Origin of the sequence: Mycolicibacterium rhodesiae (assembly GCF_002086695.1) — a bacterium.
GTDB classification, from domain to species: Bacteria; Actinomycetota; Actinomycetes; order Mycobacteriales; family Mycobacteriaceae; genus Mycobacterium; species Mycobacterium rhodesiae.
In genome coordinates, this window is sequence record NZ_MVIH01000029.1 from 20,457 (window position 1) to 32,255 (window position 11,799).

The 11,799-nt window shown below is 67.5% G+C and carries 13 protein-coding genes and 1 pseudogene; 8 read left to right on the forward strand and 6 right to left on the reverse strand.

The window, feature by feature from the left end:
* Window positions 1-23: 23 nt before the first annotated feature.
* Window positions 24-191 (reverse strand): hypothetical protein, encoded by a 168-nt coding sequence (locus tag BST42_RS29775; RefSeq protein ID WP_165760948.1) that lies wholly within the window; start codon window positions 189-191, stop codon window positions 24-26.
* 268 nt (window positions 192-459) lie between these two features.
* Between BST42_RS29775 and BST42_RS27940 the strand changes: the two genes are divergently transcribed.
* On the forward strand, window positions 460-690 hold the full coding sequence (locus BST42_RS27940; RefSeq protein WP_083122962.1) for a hypothetical protein: 231 nt from the start codon (window positions 460-462) through the stop codon (window positions 688-690).
* 23 nt (window positions 691-713) lie between these two features.
* Window positions 714-1,724, forward strand: coding sequence for a patatin-like phospholipase family protein (locus BST42_RS27945; RefSeq protein ID WP_083122963.1), 1,011 nt, complete (start codon window positions 714-716; stop codon window positions 1,722-1,724).
* Here BST42_RS27945 and BST42_RS27950 read toward each other — a convergent pair.
* Window positions 1,700-2,749, reverse strand: a complete 1,050-nt coding sequence (locus tag BST42_RS27950; protein WP_083122964.1) for a TIGR03617 family F420-dependent LLM class oxidoreductase — start codon at window positions 2,747-2,749, stop codon at window positions 1,700-1,702. The two genes, BST42_RS27945 and BST42_RS27950, sit on opposite strands and share 25 nt — an antisense overlap.
* 152 nt (window positions 2,750-2,901) lie before the next feature.
* Here BST42_RS27950 and BST42_RS27955 point away from each other — a divergent pair, with 152 nt between their 5' ends.
* Window positions 2,902-3,141, forward strand: a complete 240-nt coding sequence (locus BST42_RS27955) for a hypothetical protein (protein WP_083122975.1) — start codon at window positions 2,902-2,904, stop codon at window positions 3,139-3,141.
* An 80-nt stretch (window positions 3,142-3,221) separates the two neighbouring features.
* On the opposite strand, the gene BST42_RS27960 is transcribed toward BST42_RS27955, so the two are convergent.
* Together BST42_RS27960 and BST42_RS27965 are read right to left on the reverse strand one after the other, a co-directional pair.
* Window positions 3,222-4,373, reverse strand: coding sequence for an acyl-CoA dehydrogenase family protein (locus BST42_RS27960; RefSeq protein WP_083122965.1), 1,152 nt, complete (start codon window positions 4,371-4,373; stop codon window positions 3,222-3,224).
* Window positions 4,366-5,562: an acyl-CoA dehydrogenase family protein gene (locus tag BST42_RS27965; protein WP_083122966.1), complete on the reverse strand. Its 1,197-nt coding sequence runs from the start codon at window positions 5,560-5,562 to the stop codon at window positions 4,366-4,368. Before BST42_RS27965 ends, BST42_RS27960 begins: the two co-directional genes overlap by 8 nt.
* A gap of 128 nt (window positions 5,563-5,690) precedes the next feature.
* On the opposite strand from BST42_RS27965, the gene BST42_RS27970 reads away from it, so the two are divergent.
* From BST42_RS27970 to BST42_RS27990, 5 genes and pseudogenes are all read left to right on the forward strand, one after another.
* A complete protein-coding gene (locus BST42_RS27970; RefSeq protein ID WP_083122967.1) occupies window positions 5,691-6,596 on the forward strand; it encodes a DUF1295 domain-containing protein in 906 nt (301 codons plus the stop codon).
* On the forward strand, window positions 6,593-7,720 hold the full coding sequence (locus BST42_RS27975; protein WP_083122968.1) for an FAD-dependent oxidoreductase: 1,128 nt from the start codon (window positions 6,593-6,595) through the stop codon (window positions 7,718-7,720). Before BST42_RS27970 ends, BST42_RS27975 begins: the two co-directional genes overlap by 4 nt.
* Before the next feature lie 63 nt (window positions 7,721-7,783).
* Complete coding sequence (locus tag BST42_RS27980; protein WP_083122969.1) at window positions 7,784-8,923, forward strand: DUF5631 domain-containing protein; 1,140 nt, start codon at window positions 7,784-7,786, stop codon at window positions 8,921-8,923.
* A 104-nt stretch (window positions 8,924-9,027) separates the two neighbouring features.
* Complete coding sequence (locus BST42_RS27985; RefSeq protein WP_083122970.1) at window positions 9,028-9,345, forward strand: DUF2710 family protein; 318 nt, start codon at window positions 9,028-9,030, stop codon at window positions 9,343-9,345.
* 19 nt (window positions 9,346-9,364) lie between these two features.
* Window positions 9,365-9,877, forward strand: a pseudogene (locus BST42_RS27990) (type VII secretion AAA-ATPase EccA); the annotation flags it as partial.
* Here BST42_RS27990 and BST42_RS27995 read toward each other — a convergent pair.
* Together BST42_RS27995 and BST42_RS28000 are read right to left on the reverse strand one after the other, a co-directional pair.
* Complete coding sequence (locus BST42_RS27995; protein WP_083122972.1) at window positions 9,867-10,610, reverse strand: serine/threonine-protein kinase; 744 nt, start codon at window positions 10,608-10,610, stop codon at window positions 9,867-9,869. The pseudogene BST42_RS27990 and the gene BST42_RS27995 overlap by 11 nt on opposite strands.
* Window positions 10,597-11,652, reverse strand: a complete 1,056-nt coding sequence (locus tag BST42_RS28000) for a MinD/ParA family ATP-binding protein (protein ID WP_083122973.1) — start codon at window positions 11,650-11,652, stop codon at window positions 10,597-10,599. Before BST42_RS28000 ends, BST42_RS27995 begins: the two co-directional genes overlap by 14 nt.
* Window positions 11,653-11,799 lie beyond the last annotated feature (147 nt).

Consider the following 11,799-nt stretch of genomic DNA (forward strand, 5'->3'; position numbering starts at 1 on the left):
CCTCCCATGGAGTTCGTTGTCGATCAACGGCTTCCATGCACGGTTGTGTCTACATGGGGCGCGGTCGCGGTCGGGCCGATGTTGTTGACCCAGTCGTTGTGACCGAGGTCGGCCTGGGCGGGTCCGGCAAGGCCGAGAACGGCTGCGGTCATCGCGCCTGCGATCGCTGTGGTGATTGTGTACTTCAACATGTCATTCCCTCTTCTTCGTCTGCGCCCGGTGTGGGGTTTCCGGTGCGCTGATGGTGTTAACGCCAGGTAAGGGCGCGGTAATTCCGCTGGCAGCAGGTGATCGTCGGTTGGCAGAAATTGAGCGGTGTCCGCTGATCGGGGGACAACTTATTCCCCCGGGTAATCCGCCGGCTGCCCGACAGACAGCAGAACTGCGATGCGAGACCGTTTTAGGCACTGGCGAAACGCAAAGGCCGAGACACAGTCAACGACGATCACAAGGAATGACATGACCACCATGACCTGGATGAAGCGATTCGCCGCCGGGAGCGCACTCGCCGCGGGCTCCGCACTGTTCGCCTTCGGTTCGGCCACCGACGCGCTGGCTGAGACCAGCCCCTTCAGCAGCGGACCCAACATGCATCAGCCCGGCCACCATCAGACCTTCCCCGGCCAGCACAACCAGCCGGTGCCAGGCTCCGCCGAGCACCACCATCACCAGTGGAACCACGCCGGTTGACGGGCCGCTCCTAGCATGGGGCGATGGCCTCTTCTGTGACGAAGCCCGTCGACCTGGTCCTGGCCGGCGGCGGGGTGAAAGGTATCGGTCTGGCCGGTGCCGTCGTCAGGTTGATGGAGGCGGGCTATCGGGCCCACCGCGTCGCCGGCTCCTCGGCCGGGTCAATCGTCGGCTCGATCGTGGCCGCGGCCGCCACGAACGACCAGCTGACCCCCGACGATGTCCGAGATCTCGCGCTGAGCATCGACTACCGCAAGTTCCTGGACCCCGGCCCGGTCGAACGTGTGCCACTGCTCGGCGCCGGGTGGGCGATCTTGCAGGGCACCGGCATCTACCGGGGTGACTACGCGCACGATTTCATCGCCCATCAGCTCCGCGACCTCGGCGTCAGCACGTTCGGTGATCTGCGGCTCGACGACGACGAGCTGCCCCCGGAACAGCGCTATCGCCTGGTGGTGACCGCGGCCGACGTGACGACAGGACAGTTGGTCCGCCTGCCGTGGGACTACCAGCGGCTCTACGGCCTGGACCCCGACGAGCAACCGGTCGCCGACGCGGTGCGCGCGTCGATGTCGATTCCGTTCGTCTTCCGGCCGGTGACTCTCACCAGCGCGACGGGCCGCGAGTCGACGCTCGTCGACGGCGGACTGTTGTCGAACTATCCGATCGACTCGCTGGACCGCTGCGACGGGAAGAAGCCCCGGTGGCCGACGCTCGGGGTGACGCTGCTGCCCGAACTGCCCGAGAACAACCACAAGGTGATCCCGGCGCTGGCTCCGCTGCGGTTGTTCGGCGGTCCGAGCCTGCTCGAGGACGTCATCACCACGATCCTCGTCGGCCGCGACCAGGCCTACCTCAACCTGCCCTGGGTCAGCGCCAGGACCATCCGGGTGGATGCCACCGGGGTTGGTGTGCTCGATTTCGAGATCAAGCAGGCGCAGATCGACGCCATCTACACCGAGGGCTACGACGCGGCCACGACGTTCCTGTCGACCTGGGACGAGCGCGCTTACCTCGAACGGTTCCGCACGTAGCCGGGGATCTGACGGCAGGCAGCCAGCAGGCCGCTGAAGTGGTCGTCGTCGGCTTCCTCGGCCGGTACCGGCAGGTTGATACCGCTGCACAGGCCCGAATACCACTGTGCGAGCACGTCGGGAATCTCCTCGTAGGTGCCCTGCGGTACCAGCCGCTCCACCACCTCATCGGTGAGAACGCTTGGCAGAGCATCCCATTCGTTGCGTTGCGCCATCGCGGAGAGGGCCGCGCCGACGTCGGTGAGGCCGAAGTCCTCCAGCTGCCTGCGGTAGGCCGGCGTGCTGTACAGGAAGGCCAGTTCCGAACGCCGTTGGTCGCGTAGCGCGTCGACGGCGTCGCGGGTGGCGGCGGCCATGACGTGTGGGTTCGCGACGACAGCAAGGTCTGCCAGCGTTCGACCGGCTCGCGACGCACCCTCGGCGAGGGCGGGAAGGGTGCGCGATCGCAGCACCACGGGGTGCGAGTTCGTCGGATGGCACACGAATCCATCCGCCAATTCCCCTGCCATCGAACACATTCTGGCGTTCACCGCACCGGTCCAGATCTGCGGCGCCGGGTGTTCGAGCGGTCCGGGGTTGAAGTAGGGCTGCAGGCGTTCGAATCGATAGTGCGGCCCGACGTAATCCAGCTTGGCGCCGGTTTGGAACGAGGTGAAGATCGCTCGGAGCGAGCGGATGTAGTCGGCGAGGCGGGCGACCGGCTCGGACCACTGGGCCGAGAACCGACCGACGATGTTGCCGCGCACCTGCGAAGCGATGCCGAGCTGGAACCGGCCGGCGGAGTACTGCGCCAGGTCCCATGCCGCATAGGCGGTGATCATCGGGCTCCGCGGAAAGGCGAGCACCATGCTGGTCCGCACCGTCACCCGCTCGGTGTGCTGCAGAGCCAGCGCGGCGACGGTGAAGGGGTCGTGGATGGTCTCGGAGATGTGCACGACGTCGAACCCGAGCCGTTCCGCACGGGCTGCCCACGGACCGATCTCCCCGGGCCCCATCGCCGCGGGGGCGGAGGTGACCAATTGCATCGCGTCAGCGTACTGACCGGCTCCCCTGATCAGTGGACACCGGTTTCACCCCCGCTTTGGCCTGGTCAGCCGACAGACATCGGGATTGTCGTAGGCGATTCTTGTCGTACCCGGCAAACCGGGTGAAGCACGAACAGAACGAGCACAACATCATGACCATCACGACCACCACCTCGACCACGATCTGGTTCAAGCGCATCGCCGCTGGCGCGCTCCTGGCCACCGGCTCCGCGCTGGTCGCCCTGGGCGCTGCACCTGAGAGCTTCGCGGACGCAGGCGGCCCCAACATGAGTCACCCGACGCCGCACCCGGCGTTCCCGCACCAGACCAATCAGCCCCAGCCGGGGACCTCGATCCATCACCATCACCAGTGGAATCGCCATCGCGGCTGACGAGCCGGGCGTACCACGAAACAGTTCGGGTGCGAGAAGTTCTCAGCACTTCTCGCACCCGAACTTTTCGTATGTACGCCTCAGACAGGCAGGCCGTCGGCCACCCGGGTGGCGTCCTCGGCACTGGCCTGGTCCAGCACGATGTCGGCGATCCGGGTGCGGTGCTGTTCGGCGTTGCCGAGCAGCGCGGCAGCAGTGGCTGCGCGCTTGAAGTACAAGTGCGCCTGGTGTTCCCACGTGAAGCCGATCCCGCCGTGCACCTGGATGGTGTCGGCGGCGACATGGCTGAGCGCGGCCGACGCGGCGGCCTGAGCAATGCTGGTTGCCAGCGCCGGATCATCGGAGCCGTCGGTCAACGCCCATACCGCGTGGTAGGCGGCTGAGCGGGCATGCTCGACGTCGACGAGCATGTCGGCCAGCTTGTGCTTGATCGCCTGGAACGAGCCGATCTGCCGGCCGAACTGCAGGCGAGATTTGGCGTACTCGACCGACAGATCCAGCAGGTGCTGTGCGGCGCCGACCTGCTCGACAGCCAGCAGCGCCGAACCCACCTGCAGTGCGTGAGTGATCACCCGCTCGGCATCCTCCGGGCCGGCCAGCAGCCGGGCGGGTGATTCGGAGAAGGTGATGTTGGCCTGCGGCCGGGTCAGATCCAGGGTCGACAACGGGGTGCGCGCAACGTCTTTTGCGTCCACCGCGTACAGCCCGACGCCGTCGGAACCCGTTGCCGCGACCAGGATCACGTCGGCGGCGGCACCGTCGACAACGCGCTTGACGGTGCCGGAGACGGTGTCACCGGCGGCTGTCACGGTCACCGCGGCGGGATCGAACGCGCCTGCCTTGTCGGCGACGGCGAAGGCCGCGGTGGCGGTGCCCTCCACCAACTGGGCCAGCAGTTCGTCACGCGCCGGACCGGTCGAACTGGCGACCAACGCGGGGATGGCGAGGTAGACGGTGCCGAACAGCGGCCCGCAGGCCAGCGTCGCGCCGAATTCCTCGACGGCGACGGCCTGATCGACCAGCGAGCCGCCGACACCGCCGTCGTCCTCGGGAACCGAGAGCCCAAGCACTCCGAGCTCGGCGCCCAGACGGTTCCACACCTTGGCGTCGAAAGACACCTCGGACTCCATCAACCGGCGCACGGTCGACTCGTCGAAGTTGTCGGCGCAGAACTTGCGCACCGCGGCGCGCAGCTGCTGTTGCTCCTCGGTGAACTGGAACTCGCTAGCCACGGGGAATCTCCTTCCACGGCATGCCGGCGTCGGCACGCAGATCACCGGGCAGACCCAACACCCGCTCGCCGAGGATGTTCTTCATGACCTCGGTGGTGCCGCCCTCGATGGTGTTGGCGCGGCTGCGCAGGAAGCGCTGCTGGATCGGCCCGCGCCAGTCGCCCGCGTCACCGGCGTCATCGGCCAACGCGTAGCGGTCGTACAGAATGCCTTCGGGCCCAAGCAGATCCATGCACCATTCGTAGATGTGCTGATTGAGCAAGGCGCCCACCAGCTTGCCGACCGACGCCTCCGGGCCGGGGCCGCCCGCGGTGGCCGAGGCGCGGGAGCGCTCGGAGGTCAACCGCTGAGCTTCGGACCGTAACCACAACTGTGCCAATCGGTCTCGCAGCACCGGCGTCTGCAGGTCGGGACGTGAGGCCCACAGCGAGGTGGCCTCCTTGATGGTGCCGCTGCCGCGGCGGCTGCCGCTGGCGCCCAGGGCGCTGCGCTCGTTCATCAGGGTGGTCATCGCGACGTTCCAGCCGTTGCCGACCGCGCCGAGGCGGTGGCTGTCGGGGATGCGGGCGTCGGTCATGTAGACCTCGTTGAACTCCGCCTGCCCGGTCATCTGGCGCAGCGGACGGGTCTCCACACCCGGAGCGTGCATGTCGAGCACGAAGTAGGTCAGACCCTTGTGCTTGGCGATGTCGGGATTGGTCCGGGCCAGCAGCAGACCCCACCGGGCGCGGTGCGCCAGACTGGTCCACACCTTCTGACCGTTGATCACCCACTCGTCGCCGTCGGGCACCGCGGTGGTGGCCAGGCCCGCCAGGTCCGAGCCGGCGCCCGGCTCGGAGAACAGCTGGCACCAGATGTCCTCGGTGGTGGCCAGCGGCCGCAGCAGCGCCTTCTTGAGGTCGTCGGACTGGGCGTGTTCGCGCACGGTCGGCGCGGCCATGCCGTAGCCCATCGGGTTGAGGCCCAGCGGCACCGGGCCGCCGGCGCCCTGCAGGACCCGGTCGGCGACCGCCTGCAGGCCACGCGACAGGCCGAGCCCGCCGAGACCTTCAGGGAAGTGCACCCAGGACAGGCCGGCGTCGTAACAGGCGCCGAGGAATTCCGGAATCGGGACTTTCTTCGGGTCGTGGTCTGCCACGACCCGCCGGGCCAGGTCTTCGACCCGCTCGGCATCAGCGACGGTGCTCATTCCGACACGATAAGCAGGCCCCCGTCGGCCGTGGTTGGCAGGTGTCAAGTTTTGGGATGGGGGTCGAGATCGCCCCGCCAAACGGCAACTAGAACGTGTTACAGTTCGGCCGCGGTAGGAGGCTGGAAATGGTGGACCGAAGCAAAGCAAAATCGCTGTGGCTGGTCACTGCGGCCTACGTCGTCGCGGTCGCGGCCGGCGCGGGCTGGCTGTTGTATGGCCCGTCAGCGACCGGACGGTTGTGGCTAGATGCGTTCATCGCCGACATCATTGCCACCCTGGTGGTGTTCGTCTTCAGCCGGGCGTATCGAAACTCCAGCTTCTACGACGCCTTCTGGAGCGTGATCCCGCCGCTGCTGCTGATCTATTGGTGGGCCGCCGGGCCGCTAGGCCTGGATTCGGTGCGGTGCTGGCTGGTCGCGATCGTCGTCATGTACTGGGCGATCCGCCTGACCGGCAACTGGGTGTACAGCTTTCCCGGCCTGCACCACGAGGACTGGCGATACCCTCAACTGCGCGCCGGCGCGGGCCGGTGGGAATTCCTGGCCGACCTGTTCGGTATCCACCTCATCCCGACCGTTCAGGTCTTCCTGGGCATGCTGCCGGTCTACGTCGCGGTGACCCGACCCGGTGACGGCATGGTCTGGCTGAGTTGGGTCGCATTCGTGGTGGGCATCGGTGCGGTGACGCTCGAGCTGGTGGCCGACACCCAGATGCACCGCTTCGTCCGCGACAAGAACCCGGGCGCGGTGATGGACCGCGGGTTGTGGGCCTGGTCGCGGCACCCGAACTACCTCGGCGAGATCGGCTTCTGGTTCGCCATGGCGTTGTTCGGCGTCGCCGCCGCACCCACCGACGCCTGGTGGCTGTTCGTCGGGGTGGTGGCCATGGTCGCGATGTTCCTCGGCGCCAGCATCCCGATGATGGAGAAGCGCAGCCTGGCTCGCCGCCCCCAGTACCAGAACGTCATCGACCGAGTACCCATGCTGATTCCCCGCCCGCCCCGAAAGGCCAGCGTAGGAGGAGATGTATGAGCCGCAAGCCCCGCGTCGTGATCGCCGGCTTGGGTGACAGTGGGCTGCTCACCGCGATCAAGCTGGCCCGCCACGCCGACGTCGTCGGCATCTCGGTCAAGCCGGCTCTGGTCAGCGGTCAAGAGCTCGGGCTGCGGCTGGCCCGGCCGAAGGACTGGGCTCGCGACAACTGGATCCCGTTCGACAAGTACCGCGGTCTGGACCGGGTGCGCACCGTGCAGGCCACGCTCACCGGTCTGGATCTGGAGAACCGCACCGTGCTGGGGACCGCCCCTGACGGCTCCTCGGTCACCGAAACCTATGACGTGCTGGTGATTTCGACCGGAGTGCGCAACGGCTTCTGGCGCCAACCGACGCTGCAGACCCCCGAGGAGATCGCCGCGGATCTGACCGCAACGCACGAACGGCTGGCCGGCGCCGAGTCGGTGATGATCATCGGTGGCGGTGCCGCGGCGGTCAGTGCGGCCGCCAACATCGCAACCGCATGGCCGGGCAAAACGGTGGATCTGTACTTCCCGGGTGAGCGCGCCCTCACCGAGCATCACCACCGGGCGTGGGAACGGTTGCACGACAAGCTGATCGGCTTGGGTGTCGGCGTGCATCCCGGACACCGCGCGGTGCTGCCCGACGGGTTCGACGGCGACGAGATCACCGACGGCGCGGTTCGGTGGAGCACCGGGCAGCCGGAGTCCAAGGCCGACGCGGTGCTGTGGGCGATCGGACGGGTCAAGCCCAACACCGGCTGGCTGCCGCCGGAGCTGCTCGACGAGCAGGGCTTCGTCAAGGTCACCCCGGAGTTGCAGCTGTGCGGTCACCACCACGTCTTCGCGATCGGGGACGTGGCCGCCACCGACCCGCTGCGGGCCTCGGCGCGGGCGCGGGCCGACTCGCTGCTGGCGCACAACATTCGCGCGACGCTGACCGACCGTCCGTTGAAGAAGTACCGCGCACCGCGGCGCCGGTGGGGTTCGATCGTGGGGATCCAGGCCGACGGGCTGGAAGTGTTCGCGCCGAACGGCACCGCCTACCGATTCCCGGCCTGGTCGATCGACCGGGTGCTGATGCCGTGGATCGTGCGCCGCGGCATCTACAAGGGGGTCCGACGGAATCAGCCGTTGACCTGAACGGCCTGGTAAACGGTCCACGGCCGAACTGACAGCGCAGCGATCGACGGTAGGCTCCCTAAAGTGGCGATCTTCGGTCGGAACACGGCGCGCCAGCGCCTGAAGAGGGCGACGCGTCAAGCGCTCTCCGCACCGGCCTTTGATACGCCGCCAGACGCCACGCCGTGGGTGATCGGGGGGTTGTGGCCCGCGGAACTGGAGACGGTGACGCCGGCGACCGCGGCAGTCGCCGCACACCTGAAGAACGACCTGCAGCGCATCGCGGACTCGGCCAACGAGCGGTTGCGCGCCCTGAGTCACGCCGACGTCCCGGACTTCGCGCGGCGGACCGAGGAAGTCCGGATCATCGAGACCGCCAGAGCCTATGCGGTGCAGCGCGTCGAGTCGACGATCCGCCAATTACGTTCCGCAGAAGATGATTTCGATACCGATCCGGCGATGCCGAAGATCACACCGGAGCAGGTGCACGAGGTAGGTGTGATCCCGGCCCCGCTGGTCGAACCCGTCGAAATCAATCCCGCACCCGAACCTCCTCCCGCACCCGCACCGGCGCCGGAGCCGGAGCCGGAGCCGGGCGATCGCCAGCTGGAGACCGTGCTCGAGTTCGTCGCCCGCCAGGAGCCGGGGTTGCGGTGGGCGGTCGGGGAGCGCGCGGACGGGACCACCGTGCTGGTCACCGATCTCGCGCACGGCTGGATCCCGCCCGGCATCGCAGTGCCCGCAGGTCTCGGTCTGTTGCCGCCGGCCAGGCGCGGCGGGCGGGTCGGTGAACTGCTCGGCGACGTCGTCCGATCCGCGGTGTATCACCCCGGTGACCCATTCGGTGCCGCGCGCCCCGATGCGCCGACCTCGCTCGAGGCCCGCGAATTACCCCGGGTGGACGACCTGGGGTGGAAGCTGGTGGAGGCCACTCACTGGCGGGATGGGTTGCCCCGGATGGTGCACACGCTGGCGAAGGCCGGCGCGGCCCGCACCGGCATACTCGACGCCGAGGTCGACGTCCTGCGCGTGCATTCCGACACCGCTCGCTATCAGCTGATGGCCCAGTATCCCGATGTCGACGCCGCACTGTTGAGCAACTGCCTGTTGTTGGCCGCAACCGAAGCGATCGCTCTGGGCGACGAGGTGTCGGCCAACTATCACATGGCCTGGTTCGAGGCGCTCACTGCGCCGCAGCCAACCAACTGGGGCACCGCGCCATAACCGAACCTATGGTGCGAGGTTGCTGGAGTGTTTTGCGCCGGTGGCGGGCGCCGATGCTGAAGAAGTGAATTGACGCAGGTAGCGACGGTCGACATACTTGTGACGTGGCGGGATCGGGCAGCGGTCGCGAGCTTAGCGACAGGGATCTCGTCGACGCGGTCTTGAAGGAGCTGAGCGAGGCTGCCGAGCGCTGGGAGGCGCTCGTCGCGCAGGCCGAGACGATCACCTACAGCGTCGATCTGGGGGATATACACGCGGTGGCCAACTCCGACGGCAAACTGGTCGAACTGACTTTGCACCCGGCTGTCGTGACCGATTACACCCACGGTGAGCTCAGTGACCGGCTGAACCTGGCCTTCGCCGCACTGCGCGAGGAGGCCGAATCCGACAATCAGGCACGGTACGGAGGTGGATTGCGGTGACCCCTGCAGACCTGGCGGAGGGACACCACCCGTGCCGCTGAATCTGGTGAACCAGTTGCTGGTCGCCTTGGAGGTGCACCGGTTCGACTTCTGTTTCATCGGCGCCGGCTATGAGAAGGAAGTCGATGAATTCCTCACCGTGAACCCGGGTTTGGCGGGACGCTTCAACCGTAAGTTGCGGTTCGAGTCGTACAGCCCCGACGAGTTGGTACAGATCGCCGTCCGCTACGGCGGGCCACGCGCCACAGTGATCGAACCCGCCGCGCAGGACGCGCTCAACGCGGCCTGCCGCAAGCTGCGGGCCTACCTCGCCCCCGACGGCACCCACGGTATCGACGTCATGCAGAACGGCCGCTTCGCCCGCAACGTCGTTGAGCGCGCCGAGCGACTTCGTGACTCACGGGTCGCCGCGCAGAACCGCACCAGTCGCGGCTCGGTGACGGTCGAGGACCTCGAGACGCTGCGCACTCAGGATCTGATGGCCGCAGTCGCGGACGCGTGCGCGGAAAAGCATGTGCCGATCAGTCTTTGACGCCTAGCGCGGCATCGGCGGAGCGCGCAAGCTCACCCGCGCTCGAGTAACGCGCGTTCGCGTGCTTCGCCATGGCGGTGGCGATCACGTTGTCCATCGCAGGCGGAAGCCACGGTGCGAACCGGGTGACCTGCGGTGGTTCCCGGTGCAGCTGGGCCTGCACCACCTCGTCCTTCGAGCTCGCGTCGAAGAACGGCGGCTTGCCGGTCAGCAGCCGGAACAGCGAGCAACCCAACGAGTACACGTCGGTGCGTCTGTCGACCTCCTTGCCGCGCAACATTTCCGGCGACGCGTACGCCGCCGATGCCAGCACCATTCCGTTCGCCGCGAACGGGCGCGAGCCGAAGTCCGTCAGCAGCGCCCGGTCGTCCTCGGCCAGCAGGAAGTTCGACGGCTTCACATCGCCGTGTACCACGCCATGGGCGTGGGCGAAGTCCAGCCCGCGGGCGATGTCGGCGATGATGTGGACCGCGCGCGCCGGCGACATCCGCCCAGCCCGCAGTTCGCTGTCGGCATCACCGCCCGGAACGTATTGCATTGCCAGCCAGCGTGTTCCGGAACCCAGAATGCGGACGATGTTGGGATGGTCCAGTAGAGCGGGCGCGGAAGCTGCGGAATGTAAGACCTTCAGGGCGACAAAGCGATCCGCATCGCGTGCCAGGTACACCGTACCCATCCCGCCGGTGCCCAGCACCGATTGGATCTCGTAGCCGCCGATACTAACGGGGTCCACGGGGCGGAATGGTCGCGAAGAACTGCGAAATGACCGCCGCCACTTCGACGAACGCACGGCGGGTCGGCACCGACATCTCAGCGGTGCTGTTGATGACACCTCCTGGGCGGAGACCCGGATCGAACGGCACCTCCACCACCGCCTGCCGCCGGGAGCGGAACTGGTCGGCGAGCACCCCGCGCGTCTTCTTGTCGGAGTGCCCGTCGGAATCGTTGAGCACGATCACGGTGCGCTGCATCAAGCCGGTCTTGCCATGGGCGGCAAGCCATTCCATCGTCTGTGCAGCCGCGGACGCCCCGTCCGGCCATGGCGACGACACGACGATCAGCGCGTCCATGTCACGCATCGCCTCCTGGGTGACCGGGGCGTCCATCGTCGAACCGCAGTCGACGATGGAGATCGTGAAGTGCCGATCCAGCCGCATGGTCGCCTCGCGATAAATCGCCGGGTCGAGAATCCCGCGGCGACTGCCGTTCTCCCCGGCCAGCACGAACAATCCCGACGAGTTGCTGCCCATCCGGGTGAGCACCTCGGCGAACGAGCGCAGGTTCTTGTTCTTGGCCAACTCCCAGTACGAGCCGTCGGCGCGCGGATCGATCCGGCTGCCGAGCCGCCCGAACGCGGTGTCGGCGTCCACCGCCACCACCCGGTCACCACGGCGCAACTCGGCCAGCACACACCCGACGCTGGCTGACACCGTCGTCTTGCCGACACCGCCCTTGCCCAGCACGCCGATCTTGTAATGGCCGCGCAACGGCGCGGCCACCATGGCCTCCATCGCGGCCTGACGCTTGTCCTCCCGCGACGGACCGGGGTTCACCAGCCCGAACGTCGCGGCATGGACGCCACGGCGCCAGCCCCGGGTCGGCTTGGGCTTGGCCGGCCGGAGCGCTGGGGGAGCAGGCTGCGCGGGATACGGCGCCCGCGGCATCGGCGGCACGGGCGGCGGCATTTCGATGCGGGGCAGCCGTTCGGTGGGCGGGCCGCCGTACCCCGGCGGGGGCGGGCCCTGCCGGTATCGGTGGTCGTCGCGGTCGGTCATCGTATCCAGTATCGCTGGTCGTTCGAGATCGACGTTTTGCCGGGCTTCACCGGCGCTTTCTCTGCGATTTATTTCTCCTATGTCAAGCGGCGAGGGGTTCGCTGGTGTGGTGGCGTGATTTCTCGTCGGCGTGTAGTCGGTTGAACA